Raw genomic sequence first — 25617 nt, forward strand, 5'->3', positions numbered from 1 at the left:
ACTCCTTTTTAATTATCAAGTATGCGAATTTCTCCTGTTCCTCCATTGATTTCCAGAAGCATACCTGTTTCTATTTTTTGCGTTGCTTCTTTGGCACATACGATACAGGGTACGCCATATTCACGAGCACAAATTGCTGCATGGCACAGGACACCGCCTGTTTCTGTCACAATTCCTTTCAGAATAGCAAATTTACTGGTCCAGCCTGTATCTGTAAACCGGGTAACCAAAATCTCGCCAATCTGCAGCTGATTCATAGATGCAGTATCTTTGATGACACGAGCCCTGCCAGTGACGATTCCCTGATTACAGCCCACTCCTGCAAGTCCATCTCTATCCAGCTGTTTCTCTTCATGAGCTTCTTTCTGATAAACGGAACCGATGTCTCCTGCTGGCTGAAACTGTCGAAAAGAAAGATAGTACGAGCGACCTATTTCCAGATAGTCCTGCAGCTCTTCTTCGCTAATCTTTCCATCAAGAAAGCGAATGATTTCTTCTGTCCTTAAATACCAAATATCCTCCGGCTGTTGAAGTATTCCTTTAACCGTCAAGCTTTCTGCCAGCTTCAGTGTGTATTGGCGAATCAATGCATAATAACGAGTAGAAAAATCCTTGAACTCTTCCCGCCACCACAACAGTGTCCGAATTTGTGTTATTTTTTTGGTCAGCCTTTTCATTTTTCCTGCAGATACTTTTTGAGTCAGTTTTTCTTTTATTGACAGATACGCTTGATATTGCTGCTGATTCGTTGTCTTTGGCGAAAAAGCTTCATCCAGCTGCAACAGGTTTTGAATCTGCTGAACGACAGGCAGCGGCTGCTCCTCATAGGAGGGATAGGCAATATTCAATTCCCGCTCTGAATGATAGCCAAAGGTCAACAAATATTCTGTTACTCGATTTTTTCCCGGAAAATCGCCATCCTTCTGCAAATCGGCAGCGATTTCTTCAGCCGATTCCTGCTGCCAGTATTCCAGAATCGCAGCATCTGCCAGTATTTCTCTGCTGATTGTCCACATGCTCTGATAAGGAAGTGTGTGGGAAATTTCTGAAAGCCCCCCAAGCAGCAGCAAGTATTCCTGATAGTTTAAATATTTCAGCATCTGATCCTTGAATAGCGTCTGCTGTACAGTGTTTAAGTACACCTGCTGAAAATAAGTGACTTCGCTAAATATATAGGTTTCTTCTACTAATTTTTTCCACGTATTGAACAGCTCAGCCTCGTCTTGTATTTCCAGCTTTTCCCGAAAGTCATTGTAAGCCTCCAACAGCTGCTTCCGTTTTTTTGGGGCCTCTTTTAGACAACGGCTAACTTTTCCTTTTTGAGCAATAGCCATACGGATAATCGGCCACAGCAACCCCAGCTGTAAACCAGTCTTCTGACCCGCTCCTGAATAACTTATTTTTATCCCCAACTCATTGTCGAAATCCTTTTCAACATACCCGGGAAATTTTGCCATCGCCTGTTTGACTACTCCTACATTCCAATAAGGGCGTCCATAGCTAAACCGCAGCAGATTCGAAAATTCTTCCTGCTTAAATATTTTACCTGTAACTAAAAAATCTCCCAGCGCCAAATCCCAGACAGAATGATATAGACTCCACATAAAGGGGGTGCAAACCTCAGAAGAAACACCGCCGTCCTGAAAATTGGCGGTTGTCCACTGTCCATGAATTCCTTCAAAGGAATACGAAGTAATCGGTCGAACCTGTAAAAAATGCAGCTGTCCGTCTTTAAGTGCGAATTCAATGTCGCAAGGGTAGCCAAGCCAGCGCTGAACAGCTAGAAAACGGGTGATACACGCCTCCAACTGCATACGTTCCGTTGGTTCTTCCGGACCAGTCAGCCACTCCTTCATCTTCCAGTCATACCGATAAGCAGTTGCGGTGACAAAGCCCCCCACCAGCTGGTCTCCTCTGCCAGCAGCAATCTCCAACACCAATGTTTGATCATTTCCAGTTACCGGATCAAGGGTGAAAGCAACGCCACTGTAGTCAGCAGCGATATATTCCTGAATAATCACAGCCATCGACAGCTCAGAAGCTGCCATTTCCCGATTCAGCAGGTAGCTGAGATTTTCCACACTGAACATCGACTGGTAACACGCCTTGATGCTTGCTAAGACAGCCTCAACACCTTGGATTTCAAGAAAGCTTTCATATTGTCCTGCAAAGCTGGCTGCTTCCAAGTCCTCTTTAATCCCGCTGCTTCTTACAGCATAAGCTGTTTGCTCATCAAGAAATTGCTCTAACTCATCGATGAATGACGTGGAAAAATGAATCAATTGAAGCTGCTGCTGAATAGTCCTACTAATCTCTTCGATGTTGGCAGCAGACAACTGCTCAAGCTGCTGTCGAAGCTGTTGATCAATCCCGTTTTCTTTTATTGTTTTCTCGTATACTGACTGCTCCACAATGATACCTTTAGGAACAGAAAATCCCTGTCGGGTCAACTGGCTCAGCATCGCCCCTTTGGCGCCAGCCTTTTTCTTGTCTACGTTTTGCTCTATCTTTTTTATCATATCGGTCGCCCTCAAAAAATATTCTTTCTTAGATGTAATTTGTAAAGAATCACATTGATTCCTATGTGTGTGAATCCGCCCAAAATGACAAACAAGCTATAAAAAGCTGCGCTCATCGGATACACAAGGGTTAACACCCAAACACAGCCTAACAGGGAATCTATTTGGTCTAATAGAAAGAACAACAACTGAACTTGCCCTTTTGCCGGTTTACCAGGACGAATTCCTGCTCTTCTCTTTAAAAAGCTGTTGGGCAGCTCACAGATTGCATAGGCTGCGCCAAAAGCCAGACCCATTAACAGATTATACGGTACTTGATTTGCATGATACGTATATAAATAATTATGGGCTTCTAAATAGGGAAGCAGCTGATTAAACCAACCCCAGACAAGACCACTGACACTTCCCCAAAGCAGATAACCGCCAAAGCCTTTCCAGGTTTTATTCTCTCCGAACAACCGCTGCCCATCCTTTAATACTTTGCCCTGATCGATTGGTACAGCAGCGTTTTTAAGAATGCTGCTTTTGCACCAGACCATATTTAAAATGCCGGCAAGAATAACCGGCATCAGGGTTATATACATTTGTAAAACAACAACCATGTTTTTCTCCTTTTTTTTGTGATGGCTCAATTTTATCATATCTTAGAGTACTCCACCAAATGTCCGGAAATCTGTGATTACTGCTGAAAACAGCTATTATTTTTTAAATTGGTCAAACTGACGAAAATCAGCGCTTCTTCTTGTGCACTCTACCATTGCCCCTAGACAACGCTTTCATATATACTCAATTCAGTTAGTAATTACGTGTTATCTTGGCTTTAATAACTTTGGGTCCCCTAGACCCTTTCGCTTCGGCGGAGGGTCTGTTTTTAAGTAAATGACGGCAGGCAGCTCGTCTTTTCGGTTGAAAAGATGAGCTGCTTGTTTTTTCTTATCATCAGCAAGAGAAGAAAAAGGGTGATAAGCGGTACATGATTTGCAGTAACCAGCTTTTTCCATAGATATAAAAATCTTGAACGCATTCCTAACTCTATCCCGATACCATAACCTAGAGAAATGTCTTCATCATTTTTAGTTGGAACAAAAAAAGGGTTTGGGACAACGAACTGTCTCCAAACCCTAAAATCGAATAAACGGTGTTCCAGTCGTCCGTGCTTCGACGTTATCAACGTAGTGAGAACCTTAGATAAGCGTGTAGGAACTTAACACTTTACTAAAGTACTAAACGTTAAAGCTCTCGGAAATAAATCGAACCATTTCTAGCTGTTTCTCAAGTTAGAACACTTCTGTCACGCCTTCTCTTTGCCGCCATTTTTCATTAATCCTGGAACAGGCAGTCTTTAGCTACAGTCTATTATAGCCTTGTTTCTCTGACTATAATTCCTCTCCATTTGTTTCAATTACTTTTTTATACCAATAGTAGCTGTCTTTTTTATAACGTGTCAATGAGCCGTCCTGCGTTTCATCCTGATCCACATAAACAAACCCGTAGCGTTTTTGATAGCCATTCAGCCAGCTCAACAAATCAGTATAAGACCATGTGCAATAACCAAGAACGGTCGCTCCATCTGTGATGGCTTCCTGAATGGCACTTACGTGCTGTTTCAAATAGTCGATACGGTATTCATCATGAATAGCCTTATCTTCAGTCAGCTGGTCATATTCACCTAAACCATTCTCAGTAATCAGAATTGGCATCCGGTAACGGCTGGTTAATCGTCTCAAACCAATACGCAATCCTTGAGGATCAATTTCCCAATCCCAGTTTGTTCGTTCAACGAATGGATTTTCTACCCGCTTAAACACGCCAGGTGTTCCAGATTCTTCTGTAGAGCCTTTCTTGCCGGTAGTGTTCATTTTACCCATACCTACACCATCCAGCGGATTAAAGGCTACTGTACTCGTTTGATAATAATTGATGCCGATAAAATCTGGTTTTCCTGCTTTCAGCAGCTCAATATCCCCAGCTTCAATCTCAGGTGCTACGCCCTGTTCAGCCAAATATTTCAAAGCAGCAATTGGATATTCACCAAACACATAGACATCCAGCCAAAGATGAGCATTTAAATCCTCGGCGTCCTCTGAAGCCAGCACATTTTTAGGATCGCTGTTTATCGAATAGTTTGGACCATAAGCAAAGCTCGGTCCAATCATACCCGGCATTTTCAGCTCATGGAATTTACTGATAACTGCTGCATTTGCCAAATTTGCATAGTGGTTCGCCTGATACATCCGTTTAGGATCTTGAACTGCCGGCGGATGACTTGCCATTAGATAACCATGTGTGATAAAAATATTCTGTTCATTCAAACTAACCCAATACTTCACCTTGCCTCTGAAGGCTTCAAATAGAACAGCAGCGTAAGCAGTAAAATCCTCTACAATTTTGCGGGATTCCCAACCCATATATTCATCCTGCAGTGCTTTCGGCAAGTCCCAATGATACAACGTCAATACAGGTTCAATCTCATTTTCCAGCAGCTCATCTACTAAATCAATATAAAACTGCAGACCTGCCTGATTGACTTCTCCCCGACCTTCAGGAAAAATCCGTGTCCATGCTACTGAAAAGCGGTAGGCCTTTAGCCCCTGCTCCTTCATTAAGGCAACATCTTCTTTATAACGGTTGTAATGATCAACAGCCACATCTCCATTTGTGCCTTTAAATGTTTTCCCGGGAATTCGGACAAATTCATCCCAGACAGAAACCCCTTTACCATCGGCTTCCCATGCGCCTTCTACCTGATAGGCAGCTGAAGCTGAGCCCCATAAAAAATCTGTTGGAAATTGATCGAGTTGTTTGTGTTCCACTTACTTGTCCTCCAGTCAGTTGTTTACTCTTTATTCAAATCGAAGGTCAGTTCAGTATTCGTCAGTTCCCCTTGTAAGATTCGTTCTCCTTCATGGATATACACTGTATTATTACCAGATAAGCCTGTGGTCCGAACAACAACAGCTGCTCCTGCTCTGTTTACTTCAATGCTGCCGGCAGCTGCTCCGCTACTGTCCACAAGCTCTTGACTGTGTGTTCCCTCAGATAATTGATAACAATGGATAGCTACTGAATCTGTATAGTCATAAACAACACTCTTCTGATCCTTGCGACCTGTTACCAAAATTGTATCTTCTTTCACCCAGACTGGCAAATGTAAATAGTCATAAGTTTCATTTCGCCACTGACCATTTTCTGATACAACACACAGCTCATTCGTTAACAGCTGCGTCCAACGTCCTTCCGGCAGGTAATAATCCACTTCACCTGTTTCAGTAAACACTGGCGCCACAAGCAGTGAATCCCCAAGAAAATATTGTTTGTCTACAAAATAAGCATTTCTATCCTGTGTATACTCCATGAATAACGGACGCATCATCGGCACGCCGCTTTGAGCAGTATAAACCGCCTGCTGATAGAGATAAGGCATTAAGCTTAATTTTAGTTTAGTAAACGTTCTAGTGACCTCAACTGCTTCTTCATCGTACAGCCAAGGAACTCTGTATTGAATATTGCCATGATAGCGGCTATGAGTAGATAAAAGTCCAAACTGTGTCCATCGTTTGTAAATATCCGCTGAAGCATTTTCTTCAAATCCGCCAATATCATGACTCCAAAAACCAAAGCCAGACAACAGGAACGACAACCCGCCTCTCAGTGTTTCTGTCATTGAGACATATTCTGAAAGGTTATCACCACCCCAATGTACAGGGAATTTTTGGGAGCCGACAGTTCCAGAACGAGCAAAAAGGACGGCTTCATTTTTCCCGCGCTGCTCCTCTAATAAAGAAAAGACGGCTTCATTATATAGATAGCTATAGTAATTATGTGCTTTTTTAGGATCCGATCCGTCAAAATAGACGGCATCTGTCGGAATTCGTTCACCAAAGTCTGTCTTAAAGGAGTCCACTCCCAGCTCCAGCAACTCTGACAAATAGCCTTGATACCACTTCACCGCTTCTGGATTCGTAAAGTCTACGATGCCTTGACCGGCCTGCCACATATCCCATTGCCAAACATTTCCATCTGCTTGCTTCAAAAAGTAGCCATTTTTCCTGCCTTCTTCAAAAAGTGGTGATTTTTGTCCGATATACGGATTAATCCAGACACAAACCTTGATTCCTTTTTCATGAATACGCTGAATCATCCCCTTTGGATCTGGAAACAGCTCATCATCCCATTTGAAATTGCACCACTCAAAGGCCTTCATCCAAAAACAGTCAAAGTGAAAGACTTCCAGCGGAATCCCGCGTTCCAGCATCCCGTCAATAAATGACATGACAGTTTTTTCACTGTAGTCTGTTGTGAAGGATGTAGACAGCCACAAGCCAAAGGACCAAGCCGGCGGCAATGATGGCTTCCCAGTTAGACTGGTATATTTTTCAAGAATGTCTTTTGGTGTAGGTCCGTAAATAATTATATATTCCAAGCTTTGCCCTTCTACACTGAACTGCGCCCGTGAAACATTTTCTGAAGCTATTTCAAAAGAAACCTGCTCAGGATGATTGACAAAAATTCCGTAGCCGTTGCTGCTCATATAAAAAGGAATATTCTTATATGCCTGTTCGCTGCCTGTTCCGCCGTCTTCATTCCAAATATCAATGGTCTGTCCATTTTTAATAAATGGCGTAAAGCGCTCACCTAAACCATAAATCAGCTCATCAATTCCCAAAGAGAGCTGTTCTCTCATATAATGAGTGCCGTCTTTATAAGTGATTTCTCCTTGTGCACCGAATTTCGACTCAGTCAACAGCCTCTCTTCTCCCAAAAAGCGTAACTGAAACTTATCTGATAAGACAGCTTCTGCTTTGATAGAACCCGATTTAAAGCTAATCTTTCCATCTGTTTTTTCAATTACCGGCTGAACATCAGCTGTCTCTAATGTAAATTCCGGACCTGGATTGTTCTGCTCATGATGGACAATTTTTACAGAAATCATATCTTCGCGCGGACTCGTGAGCGTAATCGTGCTCATTCCCATATTCAAAGTATCGCCACGCTGCTCGATTTTTTTATATGGAGCGTACAAAATCAATTGCTTTTCTTTTTCCTGATAGGTAAAAATTTCCTTTGGTGATTGAATTGTATACCCCTCTTTTGTCATCCAATAGCCATTTGTAAATTTCATGGTTGCCCTCCTATTTTACGGCACCGTCCGAAATGCCTTTAATAATATATTTTTGTAGAAACACATAGAGAATAATGATTGGAATAATCGCAATAAATAGGGCTGCCAGCGCCAAATGCCACTGCTTAGAATATTGACCAAAGAAATAGAACATTTTCAGTGGAATCGTGTACATACCTTCTTTATTAATAACTAGAGACGGCAATAGATAGTCATTCCAGAACCAGATTGAGTTCAGTACAATAACAGTTACAGTTGTCGGTTTCAGTAATGGCAGAATAATATGCCAGTAAATCTGAAAACGCGAAGCACCATCAATAGTCGCTGCTTCATCCAATGATTGAGGAATTCCTCTTAGGGCGCCAAAGTAAAGAAAGATTGCCATACTGCTCGCCAAGCCTAGATACATAATAACCAGTCCTGGCCGATTTAACATATTGGCTTTTCCAAAAAATGAAACCAATGGAATCATAATCGCCTGGAATGGGATTAACAAGCCAATCGCAATCACAAAATATAAGCCGTTGCTAAGCTTACTTTTATTTCTTGAAAGGGCATAGGCTGCCATTGACGTACAAATGACAATTACAAAAAGCGACACTGCTGTAATTATTACTGAATTAAGCGCACTTTGAAAGAAATCCAGCTTCTCAAAAGCAATTGGATAGTTTTCTGTTGTAAACTGTTCCGGAACATTCAAAGTGTTTTTGAATATCTCAGATTTTGTCTTAAATGAGTTCACTACAATCAGATAAAAAGGGTACAGCCAGGCAAGCATCAAACAGATCCCTAGAATCTTAATCAACAATGCTTTTCTCTTTTTCTGTTTGATCATAGGTCTACCTCCCGTTTTCTAGTGATACTGATTTGAACAATAGAGATTATAGTAATAATAATCAGGAATATCACAGCCTTTGCTTGTGCATACCCCATATTTCGAACTGCAAATGCTTCGTTGACAATATTCATTGCTACCATCTGTGTAGAATCAAACGGTCCTCCCGCGGTCAATGCTAGATTCTGATCGTAAATTTTAAATGCATTGGATAGTGTCAGAAATAAGCTAACGGTAAATGCCGGGGCAAGCATCGGAAACTTAATCTTCCAGAAAGTTTGCCACGATGTAGCGCCGTCAATTTCCGCCGCTTCAATCATTTCATCTGGAATGTTATTAATAAATGAAATGTAGATAATCATAATGTAGCCGCTCATTTGCCAGACAAAGAGGATAACTAAACCCCAAAAGCCTGTATTAGTCGTGGAGAGCCAGCCTTTAAAAAACTCTATCCCTGTTGCATCTCCAATTGCCGCAAACGCTTTAATAAAAATGAATTGCCAAATAAAACCTAGTATAATCCCACCGATTAGATTCGGCATAAAAAACACTGTACGGAAAACATTATTCAGCTTATCTGCTTTTTGAGTCACCAGTAGTGCCAGTCCCAGTCCAATAATATTTACAAGAACAATCGCAACTACAGAAAATTTGGTTGTAAACCAAATGCTATTTAGAAAACGTTCGTCCTGAAATGCCCTTATATAGTTCTCGATGCCTAAAAATTGGTCAATTTTTATGCCATTCCAATCAGTCATTGAATAGTAAACACCTGTTAATAGCGGTATAAACAACACTACAGCTATCCCCAACAGACTAGGCGCTAGAAATAGCCAGAAGCTTTTTGATCGATTACTCATTATGCAAATCCTCCTCCCGATGCCTATCAATTATTTTTAGTAAGCTGAGCTGTAAAAAACAATGTTCTTTCACAACAGCCCAGTTTACTTAAAATACTAGGCAAACAATTTTACCGAAAAATCAGTTCTTTTCTCTTATTCTCTAGCTAAGCAATCGCTTTTATTATTTACGATCCTCTGCCCAGGCTTCCTTGCCTTTGGTCATCAAATCATCCCATGAGAGATCGCCATTTAGATATTTCTGAAATTCTGGATAAAACTGAGTTTGAGAGTAACCATCTGGGTATTGATTGTGAACCCACGGAACCGTTTTACCCTCAGATACATAGTTGAAAATATCCCGAGATGTTGCATCCTTCAAACTGTCTGAAGAGAAGTTAGTATAAGCAGGAATAAATTCCATTTCATCGGTAATGACTTTCATCGCCGCTTCATCTGTATACATCCACTCCAAAAATTCTTTACTTGCTTCTACAACCTTTTCATCTTTATTTTTATTTACGCCCCAATACCAAGGCGCTCCTGCAGCTATCTTTCCATCTGACTCATCCTTCACATAAAGCGGTAAAATTCCCAATTTATTTTCTACAATTTCTGGGTCTAAACTGTTTAAGGTAGGAATAATCCAATTTCCCTGATGAACGATAGCGACTTGGTCGTTGGCAAAATCTTCTTCTACCGATGTGCTGTAATCTAAAGATAAAATGGGCTGAACATTATATTTGTTAATTAAATCTGTATATTGTTTGAACTGATCACTGTATGAAAAATCAATTGCTTTCGCTTCATACACCTTTTGTACATCATCGTCAAACTCAGGTGCTGTAAAATGAGAACTGTATTGACTGACCACCCAGAATTCTTTTGCACTAAATCCAAAAACAGCTTTCATATCTAAATCGTCTTTTTTGCTGTCAAGCTTTTTCACTGCCGCTTCAAAATCACTGTATGATTTGATTGCATCCACATCAACGCCGGCTTTTTTAAATAGCTCCTTGTTGATTAGAAAGCCATAGCCCTCGATATTCATCGGCAGACCATATACTTTCCCATCTCTTGTCGCACCATCCAAAGTTCCTTCAATAGCTGTATCCGCCAGCTTCGTATCTGTTAAATCGGCTAGACTATCTCCCCATTTATCAACATCTGCTAAACCGCCTAGAAGGAAAACACTTGGCTCATCACCGGAAGAAAATTTAGATTGTAAGGCTGCATTCGCATCTTGTCCGCCGCCTACAGTCGTAACATTGATTTTTACTCCTTCATGACTTTCTTCATATTTCTTTGCCAGCTCGTCTAACTGATCCTTTGTCTCCACTTTAATATTGAAGACATCAATGGTCGTTGTATCTCCGCTGGAACTAGATCCGCCATTCCCACAAGCACCTAATAGCAAACCCGCAGCAGCTAACACAATAGTAGAAAAAATCTTTCTTCGTTTCATTTCGTCTCTCTCCTCTTTGTTATACTAGATAATCATTGAAACGGGACTTAACATACTCCAAATGACTGGACAGCATTTCAATCTCATCATGTTCCAGAGCATAGGAAGTAAGGGTTTCCAAATCTTCGTTGTCAGCAACAATCCTTGCGCCTACTCCTTCTGTATAAGACGCATAACGTTCCTCTTTCAATTTATCGAAGAAACGGTCTTCTTTTAATTTTGCAGCGGCTTTCAACCCGCGAGCAAATGTATCCATACCAGCAATATGAGCTAGAAGCAAATCCTCCATCGCAAAAGACGAGCGGCGAACTTTTGAATCAAAGTTAATTCCCCCTGGCGCTATTCCCCCATTTTCCAAAATTTCATACATCGCAAGCGTAGTATCATAAATATTTGTTGGAAACTCATCTGTATCCCAGCCTAAAAGCATATCTCCCTGATTGGCATCAATAGATCCTAGAGCATCATAACAACGGGCAACAGTCAGCTCATGCTCAAAGGTGTGACCTGCCAAAGTCGCATGATTGGCTTCTAAATTTAGTTTAAAATCATTTTCTAAATCATACTTTTGAATGAATGCCATCGTTGTTGCAGCATCAAAATCATATTGATGTTTTGTTGGTTCTTTTGGCTTTGGCTCAATCAGAAATTGAACCTTATGACCAATTTTTTCTGCATAAGAAACAGCCATTTTAAATAAGCGGGCAATATTATCCTGTTCAAACTTCATATTTGTATTTAACAAAGATTCATATCCCTCACGACCACCCCAAAAGACATAATTCTCGCCACCTAGCTTTTTGCTAATATCCAATCCTTTTTTCACCTGAGCTGCTGAATAGGCAAAGACTTCAGCATTATTAGATGAAGCCGCCCCGTTGACAAAGCGAGGATGAGAAAACATATTTGCGGTATTCCACAACAACTTAATCCCTGTCTGATCCATCTTTTCCTTAATCAAATCAGTAATTTCATCTATATTGCGGAAGAACTCTTCTAATGAGTCGCCCTCCGGCGCAATATCCACATCGTGAAAACAGAAATACTCCACATCCAATTTAGTCAAAAGTTCAAAAAATGCTGCTACTCTGTTTTTAGCCGTCTCCATTGCTGTTTCAGCCGTCCAATCCCGTTGATTGACTGGTTTTCCGAATGGGTCAGAGCCATCTTGAGTCATCGTATGCCAGTAGGCAATCGCAAAGCGCAGCTGTTCTTTCATCGTTTTGCCTAATACCTTTTCCTCTGGATTATAGTGACGGAAAGCAAACATATTTTCTGTTGTTGGTCCTTCGTAACCTACTTTGTCTACCTGTGGAAAGTAACTCATTAACAGATTCCTCCTAAAAATAGCTTGATTTTAGTTAGTTAGCAAGTTAAACTAACTTACATAAAGAATATTAAATCATTGAAAATAAGTTGTCAAGCGCTTTCAAAAATTTTAATATTAACTAAACGAGGTGAACCCATATGATATCTAACAAATATAAGATACGCGAACAAAATGAATCTTTGATTTTAAAAGGAATAATCGATCATAAAAATATTTCCCGTGCTGAGCTGTCTTCTTTAACCGGATTAAATAAAGCTTCTGTCTCATCTATCACCAAAGGACTTTTGGATGATGGTTTAATTTTCGAGACAGGTATCGGCTCTGCTGGTACTCAAGGAGGACGAAAACCGATTATGCTGCAGTTTAACCCCAAAGTAGCGGCAGCTCTTTCTTTTGATATCGGAATTGATTATTTAAAAGGAACACTTGCTTATTTAAACGGTGAAGAAATTACGTTTATTGAAAAAAAACGATTGAACGTTTCAGCAAAAACAGTCATTGCTCTTTTAAAAGAGACCATTACTGCTATTCAAAAAGAAAATCCTGAGGTCTGCTCAACAATTATTGGGATGACCATAGGGATTCATGGGGTGGTTCATAATCATCAAGTCATTTTCACTCCTTACTACGATTTGGATACAATTGATTTACACAAACAGCTTTCCAAAAGCTTTGATTTTCCAATTTTCATCGAAAACGAAGCAAACTTAGCAGCGCTTGGAGAATATGCATTTTCTGATAGTTCTGAGAGTCTGGTAAGCTTAAGCATTCACAGCGGAGTCGGCGGTGGTGTCGTGAACTCCGGGCTCGTTCAAAAAGGGCATCATGGTACAGCTGGAGAAATCGGACACTCTATACTCTTTCCAGATGGAAAAGCCTGCCCGTGCGGTAACAACGGCTGTCTGGAGCAGTATGCTTCCAATACGGTACTTTATGAACAAATTGCTGAAAAAAAACAGCTGGATTATGTAGACAGTGCAGTGGTTCAGTCTTTAATAGACGACTCAGAAATCCAAACCAGGCTGGAACAAAATGCGTTTTGGCTGGCAGTCGGTATTAACAATACTGTAGCACTCTATGACCCTGAGGTTGTTATCATTAACAGCTCAATCTATCGGAAAATTCCATCTTTGTTGACAAAGGTTCGAGATCACTTAACTAGTCGCTTTACGAAGGATATTCGCGTTGAAAATAGTACCTTGGGTAGTCAAGCTCCTTTGTACGGCGGTATCGCACTCTGCTGTCAAAATTTTTTAAACATCCAGCGATTGAAGCTCAAGCATGTTTAAATCGATTTAGCCTCAAAAAGACAATTAGTTTGATCAACTACGCCTATTTTTTTACTAGCACATGTCTGAAAAATAGAGTGGTTTCCGAATGTTTCAGACATGCTTATGGAATTAAGAAAGAAGACACCGCCTATGTGAGACATAAGTGCGTTTTTCTGCCGACAGGTTCCGTAACAATCTCAGAAATATTTACCGCTAGCGTTTTCAGACAGGCTCTAAAAAAATTGATTACGCCATACTTCCTCCTTGGAGAGTCAAGTTAGAACATTACAAAAGTTGTTGTCATTACTTTCAACAGTTCGTGATTCTCTGCTATCTCAAAGCATGAAGTGTGCCCTAAAAGTTGTACGTAGATTACACAGCTATTTAGGAACAGTCCCCATGCTCTCATAGCTACTCAATACTGGATGTGTCCCTGCTCCAACGTTTTTTCGGATTTCATGTGGGTTGAGATAGGTCTCATTGAGTAATGTCCCATTCACCTAAAAGAGCATTTACAAAATAACATTACTTGTTTTTTTTAGCAGCGATGACACCCATCCGTCATGGCTCTTTTTTTCTATTTCAAAAATTCGTAAAAGCGACCAAACGTAGGAAATTCAACCTTTCAAGTGTAGAATATATATTTTTTTAATGTTATACTTTTTTTTATTAGCTAAATATGTTTGAGCGCTTTCGCAAGATTTTTTTATGGGGCTAATCAAGGTTCTATCGGAAATGTTTTGTCTTGAAAACCAACTGGGTGCTGTGCAGCATCAGAGGATGGACAGAACTAGATCCCCATACTTTTAGCATGCTTAACTCCGCATAAAGGGTGAGACAGTAACACACACGGGCACTTAACTGCGACGAGTATCGCAGGAGCACTCGCAAAGCACTTGACTGCGACGAGTAATCGCAGGAGCAACTTCTTCGGCAATATGACGGGATATCCGAAAATTGACAAGAAACGCTTGGAGGAATCGAGTAGCTGTTAACTACTACCTACCTAAAGTTTTTAGTGTGATTTGACTTATCACCGAGGCTGCAGCTTTTAAGACATCGTTTGCTCGGGAAGTAGGAAATAAAGCTAACTTGTTATTACATCCATAAACTACATTTCATTTCTGAGCTTCCTTAAATCGCATAGAGCTTTTCAAACAAAATCGCAAAAAGGAGAAAATAATTATGGCAAAGATAAACAGCAACACACAGGTCGCCCAACAGTTGGCTTCTGAATTATTGAGTGCTCTAGATGTATTAAACACATCAACTTCAATCAATCAGGATGGGCAAACGACGGTCGCTGGGAATGACAGTGCAAAAGAGGCTATTCACGCTGCACAGCAGGCAGTTACTCAGGTCAGCTCAGCCATTGGCAATGCGGCTGCCAATCTGCAAAGCGTAGCCGCAGAATTTGATGCCAAAGATCGGGCAATAAAAAATACCGTTTTCGGCTCCCTTCCCAAACCAGAATCTAGACCAGCATCAGGAGGAATTAAGCTTGATTTCTAAGCAGGAACAGTTAGAACGTGAAGAACGAATCTTATATGAAAAACAGGATGAGCTAGATGCTGCTGGACGGCAGCTGGAAGAGCTGCAAGAAGATTATCTGGAGCAATTCCATTCCTCCAGCCGGCTTTTCGAAGAGCTGAGGGAAAGCTTTCATCAAAATGATTTTGCTTTACTCTTTGAAGACCTTCATACTGATTTTAGACAAGAGCAGCACCATATTCTTGAGGATTTGGAGGATGGTCAGGAAGCCTTGAAGCAGGAACAGACCCAAGCCCAAGAACGATTAGATAAACTCTACTATGAAAAAAGAAAAGTAGAAATGGACACGGAGGACGAAAACGAATGAGTATTGATATGTATCTAGGACCTGCCCGTACACAGTCAGCAGATGTTCAAGCCATGGGTACTGCCCACCAGCAGGGCTATGAAGCAGTGCAAAAAGCGGCTGCCAGCTTTGCGGCAGACCAGATTTTAGAAGCAGCTGCCTATACCTCAGCAAAAGACATGTTTCAAGCGGTAATTCTACCACTGCTTCAAGGAGGACGTCTATTGTCCGAGGCTGTCGCAGAAGCCTGCAAATCCTTCCCAAACAAATATCTTAGTGTGGACAGCGGTGACTTGAAATCCTCAGAGCTGGAAGAAAAAATCCAGCGCCTGAATAATGAAATAAATGCGTATAATGCCATTCGAATTTCTATTGAATCCAAGGACATTGGGGATAATATGAAGCTGAGGCAATTAAATGCTAATCAGAAAGTCATTAATGGTCTGGAAGATGCCAAAACTGAATTGGAGAATAAATTGGAAAAGCTGTTGGAATTCCACGCCAGCTCTCCAGCCCTCTTCGCTGAAATCAGCGAGCTAACCAGCGCTGTCAATCAAGGAGCGGCTGCTTCAAACAGCTCTTGGAATGCTGCAACAGGAACCTTCCAAAAACCCTCCGGATCAAGTATGGATTGGGTCAAGAAAGTCCATAAAATGCAGCAGGTTCGACAGTTGAAAAAGGAACGTTCTGATTTAATCGATAAAATTAATGAGGTTCTTTTATACGATATGGAGCATCCTGAACACGCTCAAAAAACCGATAAATTTTTATCTCCTGTCGATTTTCTAGCACAGGTAGAAATCAAGCACATGATGTATACCGCCGAAGAACCTTATCGGACATTGTGTTTGCGGTATTTAGATCGACTCTCCATTACTGATACAATTTATAAACCAAAGGCTGGAGTTTTCAGTTGGTATGCTGATGGCACACAAGATTTAAAATTTGATTTGAATGGGGATCGCTTTAATAGAGGTGGACAAGGAAAATATTGGATTTTCTTTCATGAGCTGGGCCATGCAATCGATTTTTATTACGGGAGAGATAAGGGTTTATCAGGTTATTATTCTCTATACCATAAGGAAAATGGACTAACACTAGATGATTATAATAAGCTGGATGTACAGAATAACTTGTCACAATCAATTGATGAACTTTTAAAGAACTCCAACTATTCAAATCAGCAAGCAATAAAGCAAGAATTGATGGGAGTATTACTTGACCCAGTTATCAAAGCTGAATCATTAACAGGGGATATAAAAAATATATATGATACTCTTCAAAATAAATATGAATACGAATATTTAAACAGACCTAGCTCTTTTCTTGTTGGTGATATTTATAGTGGAGTAACTAATTTTGATATTAAAGGATTTCATGTAGGCCATACTAAAGACTATTTTTTCGATAGTACGGGAACCCCTCTACATCCAACTGGTACTGAAGGTTTTGGTTCTTATTTCGGTCATCACATGGTAAAAGAACATTTTTCTGAGCAGGCACTCGATACAACTCAAAAATATTTACCTGAATCAACCACTCATATGGACACCATCCTTAATCAGATGAAATAAGGAGGCATAATTTTGAACAAAAAAACTTATACATTTATAATTCTACAATTAATTTTATTATTAACGGGATGTGAGAATGAAAATATGAAACCAGATTTAACAGAAACAACAACTTATAGTTCGCAAAAACACACCACTGAACCTTCAACATATACGTCCACAGATGAAACATTTCCTGAAAGAAAAAGAATGAGTGGTGGAGAAACTTATGACAAGCTCTTTTATCTTCCGGAAACACAAACAAAAAAAACTGTTACTGATATAAGAAAGATTGTTTATAGCGAAAGTGGCTTTATAGATATGTACGAAAATCAGGAATTTTTTGCAGATTTAGAGAATAAAAATATGAACTTATATCCTTATAGGAATGTAGGCGACATAGAACCCGATTGGAATCTAACAGAAAAAGATGTGACAAAAATACACAATATTATTGAAGACAATAATATATTGGACTGGAAAAAAATTTATGGTACTGAGCCTGATCCTGAGCGTACTAGCAATAGTGAAGCCTTTTGGACGTTACTTTTAGTCTTCAACGATGACACCAATCAAATTCATAAAAAGTATTATGGCGACGATTCTCCAATGGAGTATGAAAACTTTATAAAAGAACTCCTCGCCTTCCGTGAAGAAAAGCGTGAGGAATGGCGAAAATCGATTGAATCCGATTAAACATAAGGAGATATATGAATAAAAAGTATTTTTTAATCGTTGTTCTCTTATTGCAACTTGTCGGATGTGAACAAGGAAATACAAAAACAGCCTCATCAGTTGAGATTGCAACTACCTCTAGCTTCCAGACATTTACTACCCGTTCTTCTAGCAGCTCTCAACTAGATGAGACATTGCCAGAAGAACACAGCTTAAGAAATGGTGAAACATATGATAAATTATTGTCCCTTCCAGAGTCCCAAACAAAGAAAACTGTCACTGATATAAGAAAAATTATTTACAAGGAAAGTGGTTTGTATGATATATACACAACTCAAGAATTTTTTGCAGATTTAAAAAATAAAAATATGAACTTATATCCCTTTAGAAACACTGGCGATATAGAACCCGATTGGAATCTAACAGAAAAAGATGTGACAAAAATACACAATATTATTGAAGATAATAATGTATTAGACTGGAAAAAAAGTTATGGTACTGAGCCTGATCCTGAGCGTACTAGCAATAGTGAAGCATTTTGGACGTTACTTTTAGTCTTCAACGATGACACCAATCAAATCCATAAAAAATATTATGGCGACGATTCTCCAATGGAGTATGAAAACTTTATAAAAGAACTCCTCGCCTTTCGCGAAGAAAAGCGTGAGGAATGGCGAAAATCTACTGAATCTGATTAAATACAAGGAGATGTATGAAAAAGAAAAATTTCTTGATTGTTGCTCCCTTATTATTCCTTATAGGCTGCGAGGACAATGGTACGGAACTAAAATCATTAGAATCTACGACAAATAACAGCGCAAAAATTCTTACTACCGAAACTTCATCATCTTTTCCAACGGAAGAGCAACTACCAGAAGAACAGATTCGTTCTGCAAGTGACGGAAATAGCATCAGAGTATTGAGTAATTTACCAGTTTCCGAATTCAAACAAAGCTTAGAATCTGTTAAAAAAATTATTTGCACAAAGACACTATCTCTTTGGACTAGAGAACAAAATGAGGATTTTATTGCTGATTTAAAAAATAAAGAGATGTATCTATATCCCGGAGCAATTGACCGAACAGAACCTGATTGGAAACTTACCGACTCCGATGTTAAAACTCTTCTACAGCTGCTTGAAAACTATCAGATACAAGACTGGGAAACAGAGTACATTGGGACAGATGAACATTCTACAAGCAATAATTCTACAGCTACTGCCGATGGTGGAACCTTCCCATGGACTGTACTACTAGTTTTTGAAGACAACACCATTGAAAAGCATACAGGTTCCAGAACCATGGTTCCTGACAATTTTCATGAGTTTTATGAAGAACTCCTCACCTTTCGTGAAGAAAAGCGTGAGGAATGGCGAAAATCTACTGAATCTGATTAAGTAAAAGGAGATTTATGAATAAGAAGTATATTTTAACTCTGCTTCCTCTCTTATTATTGGGAGGATGCGGACAGGAAAAAGAAGAGTCGAAAACCACAGTAGCTACATCGAGTTCAAGTACTAATGTACAAACTTCGGAGTTTACAATAACCTCAAGTACTGATATATATCCCCTTCCTGATATGGTCTTAAGAGAGGAAGAATATAAAGTATATGAGAAAATAGAGACTTTGCCTTCTGTAGGAGAAAAACAAAACTTAGCAAACCTTTCTATGGTTATCATGATACAACCAGCCCTTATTAAAACAAGAGAATACAATGGAGACTTTGTCGCTGATATACAGAATAAAGATTTCTATTTGTATCCTTGGCAAGTAGAAAGATTTGAACCCGATTCGAACTTATCGACTAATGACATTGAAGAAATAAGAACTATTTTAGAAGATTGTAACGTTCAAAATTGGAAAGAAAGATATGGAGAAGCAACAGACCCTACGACTACTGCTGATATAGGTGTCTGGTATTTATATCTTGTATTCAATGATAACACTATTGAAAGTCACAGTGGCTACTCTCCCGATACTGACGAGCCAGCAGAATTAGACACTCTCCATGAGAAACTAATGGACTTTAGAGATCAAAAAAGGCAAGAATGGCAAAAAGAAAATGCGAATTAAGACACAATATCTAATTAAGATTATAAACAGTTTTCTTATCCTATTTTTTCTATGCTTTTGTGTAGGCTGTGAAAAAGAAAATGCGAACTCCCGATTAACTACGACTACAAGCTCTATAGTTGTTAAAGAACAGCCAGTGAGTTCAACAAGTCAACTTTTTCCTAAACAGATATACAGAAATGATAATTCTGGAGATAACATAGAAGATTTAGAAAAGCTTCCAGTGTCTGAAAAAAAACAAACTATTGAAAATATCCGAATGATTATATGTAAAAAAAGTAATTCATTATGGACTTTGCGGGAAAATGAGGATTTTATTGCTGATTTAGAAAATAAAGAAATGTTTCTTTATCCTGATATTTTTTCAATGGCTATGTATAAACCTGATTGGAAGCTCACTAACTCTGACGTTAAAACTCTTCAACAGCTCCTTAAAGATTATCAGATACAAGAGTGGGAATCAGAATATATCGGGACTACAGAAAATTCGACAAGCAACGACTCCATAACGCCTGCCGATTGTGGTACCTTCCCATGGACTGTACTACTAGTTTTTGAAGACAACACCATTGAAAAGCATACGGGTTCCAGAACCATGGTTCCTGACAATTTCCATGAGTTTTATGAAGAACTCCTCGCCTTTCGTGAAGAAAAGCGTGAAGAATGGCGAAAATTTACTGAATCTGATTAAACACAAGGAGATGTATGAAAAAGAAAGATTTCTTGATTGTTGCTCCCTTATTATTCCTTATAAGCTGCGAGAATCATAGTGCGAAAACAGAATTATTAGAATCAACAATAACGACCAGCTCTCAACTGTTCACTACTGAATCATCCGTTGATTTTTCAACTGAAGAAAAATTGCCAGAATACAAATTATCACAAGGCGGGGAGACCTATACTGATATAATCAGTCTTCCTGAAACACAAACAAAGAAACCAATAAATGAACTACGAAAAATCGTTTATGATCAAAGCGGATGGCATACTGTTTACAATAGCCCAGACTTCTTTGCAGATTTAAAAAATAAAAATATGAATTTATACCCCTATAATAATATAGGACGTATCGAGCCTGATTGGACAATAACAAAAAAAGACGTGTCAAAAATACAAAAAATTATTGAAGATAATAACGTGCAAAATTGGAAAAGAATCTATGGTGTGAAGCCAGACCCTGAACGGACTAGTAATAGTGAAGCCTTTTGGACATTGATTCTGGTTTTTGATGATGATACCATTGAGTTTCATGAAGCATATTATGATGAAGATTCTCCCGAAGAATATGAGAACTTTATAAAAGAACTCCTCGCCTTTCGTGAAGAAAAGCGTGAGGAGTGGCGAAAAACATTGGATTAACCAAAAAGCTGTCCGATTCCTATTTGGGGAATCGGACAGCTTCTTTATTCTGCTAATAATTTCTTTACTGCTTCAAAGGAATACTCTGCTGTCCGTATACCGCTTTGTTTTTGGATGTCTGTTCCAAAGTACAAATGATGGTTTTGCTCCTTCAACATTGGCTGGTCCATATCCGTATCCCCTAGGGCTTTAAAGGATAAGCCTTCAGGCAGCTCTGCTTTTAGCTTGGCTGTGGCTCCTTCCTTTGACAGCTTTGCAGGAAGGAAATACAGCTTCTTATGCTGAAAGTAGCTGGTCCAGCCATAACTGGACAACTCTTCATTTACCTGCTGAATCAGATTTGGCTCCCAAGTCCTTGCGACAACCAGAACACAATAGTAGAGATTATCAATTTCCTTGACCTTCCGAATACTGTCTTGGGGAAGATACCGTTCAATGATCCTTAAAATCTCCCCGTTACTCTCCAGCTCAGGTTTAAGCTCAGCTTTAATCTGTTGGTTCCAATTTAAATCCAACTGCCCGCTTCGATAAAGATTTCCGCCATTGCTGGTTAAAGCAAAGGCGGGTGCCAGTTCCTTAAGCAGAGGTGACAAACGCTCATACTGCTCTGTAGAACGGGTAGTCACAGGAATGAACAAGTGCTTTTCTGACCATTGCTTCAGATAGTCAACTAGCTGTCTCTCCATATAGCCATGACCGCCGTTTGCATAGGTTTCAGCTTCCAAGCATTGGTCTACTGTCAATGATTTCGGCAGTGAATTTTTTGAAAAAAGAAGGGTACCGTCTAAATCACTGAAAACTACTATACTCATATTTCCTTTTCTCCAACCTTTTGGCGAATTAATCCACAACAGGAGTAAGGCATGTTGGTATACTCCTCAATCGGTACATGAAGCTCTTTTGCCAGCATCAGAATATGACGCAAGTCATTGGTTTTTTCCGGATTAATCAACAGCTTTTCAGGGACACGCCGCAGCAAAACTCGAGTCGTTTCGCCAACTCCCGGCTTGATGAAATGGATACTGTCATAGTTGAAATCCGCTTTGATTTGTTCAATCGCTGCCATTCCTGCCCAGCTTGGTACTTCTGCCGGATTCCAAGCAGCTACTGCTGCTTTTATTTCCTGATCAAGCTGCTCTCTGTTCTCTACGTAAGCTGTCATAATCATTTCAATATACACATTCGATAGATCCTGTTCTTCAAACTCTTGATAGTATTTCGCCCCATGGACTTCTCCCGGTTTAATATAGCGCTCGTTCAGCACGGTTCTGCTGACTAGACCTGATACTGTGGAATTCAGGCAGGCACTGGGAATCAGAAAATCTTCTCGTGTTCCGTAAAGTGTTGTACAGTAGCCCGTATCTGCTAAAACGGCTAAGCTTGGAGACAGAGGATATCGCTGGAAATGCGTTTCATTATACTGCTCACAGGCTTCCGTCAGCTCCTTAGTGATTGCTCCCTTACCTGTCCAGCCGTCAATAAACTGGATATCTGCTGTTTCAGATTGCTGGTAAATATAATCCAGCGCAACTTCATCGATCCCCCGGCCGCGGATAATCGAAATAGAATAATGAGGAACATCAACCTGATAGACTAGCTTTAAATAGCGTTTAATTAAAACCCCTATAGGCGTACCTGCTCTTGCCAAGCTCACCAACACCAAATCAGCTAATGTGCTTTGTAAATCACCCTGATGATTTTTCTTTTTTTCGCTGACAATCTGTTCAGCAACAATTCCTACTGACAGAGCAATTCGACTAGCTGATTCTTTCAAGGTTTCTTTAAATAAAGCTACGTATTCTGCGGTTGGCTGATATTCTACCGGCAGCATCTCTGAATAATGAGTACCGCTCTGAATTAATACTTCTCTTTCTGGTGTAGCAATCTCATCCACATACTGACTAATATCCTGAAGTAGAAAAATCACATCATCGTCTGAATAACTTCCTTTTATAAATGGTTTCATCTTTTTAAAACGCTCCCTATAACAGATTGATAGAGACTGCGGGAAACAAGGTCCACAAAATAAAGCTTCGTGCCTCTCACAGTACCTAATATACGATTTAGTTCATTCAAATGCTCTCGACTAACTACCCGCTCAAAAAACACAAAGATGTCCTGATACTGCTTTTCCTCTGCAACGCCATAGACATAGTTCGTGGCTCCAGGCTGCTCAGGACTTGGAAACTGCCGTTTCTGCGAAATAGGATAGCCTTGCTCATTCCGGCTTAAAATAGGACTGCGGGTGGTGGTATGAAATACCACATTGCTGCCCATATAACTGGCAATTTTCATTGGCAAATACATAAATTCACCCGTGCCTAAAACCAGACATTTTCCAGCGCCTGCACGAACAGCCTGCAGCTGCTGACCAATCACTGCCAATGCTTCGTTTTGATTCTGTTCACTAGTTAATCCAAAGCGACCGGTTGCTTTTAAATAGGGGGGCTGCTCAGTCTTAGACGAATCAAACACCTGCTCCATTGAAAATTTCGGCAGCTTCTTCTGCAATGGCTTCTGCAACAATAGACTACTGGAATTACTTTCCGTAAGCAGGGATTCATCTGTTAATCCGATTGGTTGACCAAGCTCTTCCACTTGTCCCTTTAAAAGAGAAACTTCCCGAATCACAATTCCCAGCTCCTGTTCCAAATCCCTAAAAGCTTGCTGATTCGCTTCATTTCGCCAGTCTAAAATTGAAACAATTGTGAATTGCTTTTTGTGAGGAAAAGCCCGTAGAATATCTCGAATAATATTTAAATTTGTCTTCCCGGTGGTTACTTCATCATCAACTAGAATTACCTCGGAATCATCAGCAAAAAACTGGGAGTCATCCCCATATACCCGATGAGCCGTTGCATGGCTGTGCTCTTCTTCAAATGCCAGCAATACCTGCTTTCCAGCTATTTCTTCTCTCGTCGTGTGAATATAACGAGCTGAAGAAGCAAAGCTGTCGAAAAACGCATGACCTAACGCTGTCGCAGTTTCACAAAAACCAATAATAGTGACTGGCCGCTTAAGACTTATCTGAGGCAGTGCCGCTGCTTCAAAGGAAAATTCAGATTGCCTTGCTCGGTCGTTCAGCACTTCTTGAATCAGCGATTGATACTTGTCTATTTGACTACTGTAAACTAGAGCCAGTGCTCGGCCAATCAGTAGTGAGACAGACGGATTAACCGGCAGGTGCTTCCCTAAAACTGGACTGACAAAAAGAAAACTTCGTTTTTTATTAATCCGTGCTGCCATTTGAAACAATGCTTCCGGCTTTAGCTGAAAAGGGTTTTTATCAACTGTAATTTTTACTTTTAGACCTTCAGTTACTGGATACTCCCTTATCTCCATCATGTAGATTCCTCGCTTAAATATTCAGCGATCAATAGATCGACAAATTCTTTTTTATCGTTAAACACACCGTAAATCTGTGCACGAAGTAGTACCTGTTTAGCCCAAAGCAAATGTGGTTTTACCTCATTCATCTTGTTTCCCTGGTCACTTTTAAATACACCAACCTGACCGTTCTTGCTTTCACAAATATGCTTGGCATCAAAATACTCTTCCTTCGGTACAACCAGCTGGCTATTAATTGGCACAATATGGGTTGGATGAATACAGGTCTTACCGTTAATACCGTTAACCTTGTCCAGCATCACTTCTCTGATTAGCCCATCATTGGCATCTGTAATTAGCTCTTTTCTGATTTGCTGCCCATCTTCCCCCAGCTTAACCTTAAAGGGTGTTTCTCTAAGCAACGGCTTCATCATCCGTGGTCGCTTAGTAAAAAACTCCCAAACACAGCCGCTGACAACAAAGCGCCGGTCTAAGGCAAAATAATTCAACACATCTGTCATAAAATCCTTCATCACAGATACATCATAGATTGTCGAATCGATTGTTCTTCTAAGCCCAAAAAGACCACACATATCAGTCGCACCTAAACGGATATTAAGAATTCGCTCTTCAAATTCCGGCTTAGTCAAGACTTCAAACACCTTGTTCAGCTCTTCTTCACGACTTCTTTTACTCATTAACTCTCTAGATTCCAAAATCGGCATCGCCCAGAGCCAAGTCTGGTTCTCCTCTGAAACCTGGATAAGATTTTCTAAATAGGCAGCCATATTCCGGTTATCTGCTTTAGGTAAAGCAAAGCCATCAATGACCTTTATCAAGCTGCTCATTTTTTTACTAAATGATGATAAATGTTCCGGTGTTCTTACTCGAACAAATAGCATCGGAAAGCTGCTTTGCTCCTCTTCAGACAGCTGTGCAATGAATAGCTCCAGCTGCTGCAGCTGCTCGATCAGATTCTGCTCCGCTAACTCAACACTAACATCGCCAATGCTGTCTTCCAAGCATAATACATAGGCCGCAGCTGAATAGCGGGCACTAATAATGTTCTTAGCGATATCTTCTCTGGTTCCCGGCATATATAAAGCAGCCCCCAAAGAATGACCGATTAGCTGCCGTTCTGCTTCCGTATACTGATGATAATCGTTTCTGTGTTTTGTTTTGATGATTTGAGGAGCTTGAAAAAAAATTGCCTCCTCCTGTTTTTTCGACAAAAAATTAAAATGCCGCATAGTTATTCCTCTTTTCTTTCCTTTTATTAAAAACCAACAATGACTGCCCGGCTCTTCTCTCCCGTGAAGATGTAACAACTTCCAGACACTCAATACCTTTTTACTGTTTGAAAACAAGAAGGTATGTATAAAAAACAGGAGGCAGGGCCTCCTGAATCAATC

At 40.0% G+C, this 25617-nt stretch carries 22 protein-coding genes; 10 read left to right on the forward strand and 12 right to left on the reverse strand.

What is annotated here, in order from left to right:
• Positions 1–8: 8 nt before the first annotated feature.
• The 8 genes from ACYSNQ_RS05700 to xylA form a co-directional block, all read right to left on the reverse strand.
• On the reverse strand, positions 9–2519 hold the full coding sequence (locus ACYSNQ_RS05700) for a PEP/pyruvate-binding domain-containing protein (protein WP_426081887.1): 2511 nt from the start codon (positions 2517–2519) through the stop codon (positions 9–11).
• Between the two features lie 11 nt (positions 2520–2530).
• Positions 2531–3160 (reverse strand): CDP-archaeol synthase, encoded by a 630-nt coding sequence (locus ACYSNQ_RS05705; RefSeq protein WP_426081889.1) that lies wholly within the window; start codon positions 3158–3160, stop codon positions 2531–2533.
• Positions 3161–3895: 735 nt separating this feature from the next.
• Positions 3896–5332, reverse strand: a complete 1437-nt coding sequence (locus ACYSNQ_RS05710) for a glycoside hydrolase family 1 protein (RefSeq protein WP_426081890.1) — start codon at positions 5330–5332, stop codon at positions 3896–3898.
• A 23-nt stretch (positions 5333–5355) separates the two neighbouring features.
• A complete protein-coding gene (yicI, locus tag ACYSNQ_RS05715) occupies positions 5356–7641 on the reverse strand; it encodes an alpha-xylosidase (RefSeq protein WP_426081891.1) in 2286 nt (761 codons plus the stop codon).
• A 10-nt stretch (positions 7642–7651) separates the two neighbouring features.
• Positions 7652–8476 carry a carbohydrate ABC transporter permease gene (locus tag ACYSNQ_RS05720; RefSeq protein ID WP_426081892.1) on the reverse strand — a complete coding sequence of 275 codons (825 nt, stop codon included), beginning with the start codon at positions 8474–8476 and terminating at the stop codon, positions 7652–7654.
• Positions 8473–9336, reverse strand: a complete 864-nt coding sequence (locus ACYSNQ_RS05725) for a carbohydrate ABC transporter permease (protein ID WP_426081894.1) — start codon at positions 9334–9336, stop codon at positions 8473–8475. Before ACYSNQ_RS05725 ends, ACYSNQ_RS05720 begins: the two co-directional genes overlap by 4 nt.
• A 163-nt stretch (positions 9337–9499) precedes the next feature.
• On the reverse strand, positions 9500–10780 hold the full coding sequence (locus ACYSNQ_RS05730; protein ID WP_426081895.1) for an ABC transporter substrate-binding protein: 1281 nt from the start codon (positions 10778–10780) through the stop codon (positions 9500–9502).
• A 19-nt stretch (positions 10781–10799) separates the two neighbouring features.
• Positions 10800–12107, reverse strand: coding sequence for a xylose isomerase (xylA, locus tag ACYSNQ_RS05735; RefSeq protein ID WP_426081896.1), 1308 nt, complete (start codon positions 12105–12107; stop codon positions 10800–10802).
• Positions 12108–12247: 140 nt separating this feature from the next.
• Between xylA and ACYSNQ_RS05740 the strand changes: the two genes are divergently transcribed.
• From ACYSNQ_RS05740 to ACYSNQ_RS05785, 10 genes are all read left to right on the forward strand, one after another.
• Positions 12248–13399 carry an ROK family protein gene (locus ACYSNQ_RS05740; RefSeq protein WP_426081897.1) on the forward strand — a complete coding sequence of 384 codons (1152 nt, stop codon included), beginning with the start codon at positions 12248–12250 and terminating at the stop codon, positions 13397–13399.
• Between the two features lie 1167 nt (positions 13400–14566).
• Complete coding sequence (locus ACYSNQ_RS05745) at positions 14567–14893, forward strand: TIGR04197 family type VII secretion effector (RefSeq protein ID WP_426081898.1); 327 nt, start codon at positions 14567–14569, stop codon at positions 14891–14893.
• Positions 14883–15239 (forward strand): DUF3958 family protein, encoded by a 357-nt coding sequence (locus ACYSNQ_RS05750; protein ID WP_426081900.1) that lies wholly within the window; start codon positions 14883–14885, stop codon positions 15237–15239. The genes ACYSNQ_RS05745 and ACYSNQ_RS05750 overlap by 11 nt, the downstream gene beginning before the upstream one ends.
• Positions 15236–16792 carry a hypothetical protein gene (locus tag ACYSNQ_RS05755; RefSeq protein ID WP_426081901.1) on the forward strand — a complete coding sequence of 519 codons (1557 nt, stop codon included), beginning with the start codon at positions 15236–15238 and terminating at the stop codon, positions 16790–16792. The genes ACYSNQ_RS05750 and ACYSNQ_RS05755 overlap by 4 nt, the downstream gene beginning before the upstream one ends.
• 12 nt (positions 16793–16804) lie before the next feature.
• Positions 16805–17467 (forward strand): hypothetical protein, encoded by a 663-nt coding sequence (locus tag ACYSNQ_RS05760; RefSeq protein ID WP_426081903.1) that lies wholly within the window; start codon positions 16805–16807, stop codon positions 17465–17467.
• Between the two features lie 14 nt (positions 17468–17481).
• Positions 17482–18144, forward strand: a complete 663-nt coding sequence (locus tag ACYSNQ_RS05765) for a hypothetical protein (protein ID WP_426081904.1) — start codon at positions 17482–17484, stop codon at positions 18142–18144.
• A gap of 14 nt (positions 18145–18158) precedes the next feature.
• Positions 18159–18842, forward strand: coding sequence for a hypothetical protein (locus ACYSNQ_RS05770; protein WP_426081906.1), 684 nt, complete (start codon positions 18159–18161; stop codon positions 18840–18842).
• Positions 18843–18856: 14 nt separating this feature from the next.
• Complete coding sequence (locus ACYSNQ_RS05775; RefSeq protein ID WP_426081907.1) at positions 18857–19519, forward strand: hypothetical protein; 663 nt, start codon at positions 18857–18859, stop codon at positions 19517–19519.
• Positions 19520–19742: 223 nt separating this feature from the next.
• Entirely contained in the window at positions 19743–20210 is a 468-nt protein-coding gene (locus ACYSNQ_RS05780; RefSeq protein ID WP_426081908.1) for a hypothetical protein, read from the forward strand.
• A 14-nt stretch (positions 20211–20224) separates the two neighbouring features.
• Complete coding sequence (locus tag ACYSNQ_RS05785; RefSeq protein ID WP_426081909.1) at positions 20225–20878, forward strand: hypothetical protein; 654 nt, start codon at positions 20225–20227, stop codon at positions 20876–20878.
• Between the two features lie 44 nt (positions 20879–20922).
• Here ACYSNQ_RS05785 and ACYSNQ_RS05790 read toward each other — a convergent pair whose 3' ends face one another.
• From ACYSNQ_RS05790 to ACYSNQ_RS05805, 4 genes are read right to left on the reverse strand one after another with little or no spacing between them, the layout of a single operon-like run.
• Positions 20923–21690 carry an HAD family hydrolase gene (locus ACYSNQ_RS05790; RefSeq protein ID WP_426081910.1) on the reverse strand — a complete coding sequence of 256 codons (768 nt, stop codon included), beginning with the start codon at positions 21688–21690 and terminating at the stop codon, positions 20923–20925.
• Positions 21687–22844 carry a cysteine protease StiP family protein gene (locus ACYSNQ_RS05795; RefSeq protein WP_426081911.1) on the reverse strand — a complete coding sequence of 386 codons (1158 nt, stop codon included), beginning with the start codon at positions 22842–22844 and terminating at the stop codon, positions 21687–21689. The genes ACYSNQ_RS05790 and ACYSNQ_RS05795 overlap by 4 nt, the downstream gene beginning before the upstream one ends.
• Positions 22841–24223 carry a phosphoribosyltransferase family protein gene (locus tag ACYSNQ_RS05800; protein ID WP_426081912.1) on the reverse strand — a complete coding sequence of 461 codons (1383 nt, stop codon included), beginning with the start codon at positions 24221–24223 and terminating at the stop codon, positions 22841–22843. Before ACYSNQ_RS05800 ends, ACYSNQ_RS05795 begins: the two co-directional genes overlap by 4 nt.
• A complete protein-coding gene (locus ACYSNQ_RS05805; protein ID WP_426081913.1) occupies positions 24220–25455 on the reverse strand; it encodes an HpcH/HpaI aldolase/citrate lyase family protein in 1236 nt (411 codons plus the stop codon). Before ACYSNQ_RS05805 ends, ACYSNQ_RS05800 begins: the two co-directional genes overlap by 4 nt.
• Positions 25456–25617 lie beyond the last annotated feature (162 nt).

This window comes from Enterococcus sp. LJL51, assembly GCF_054871795.1.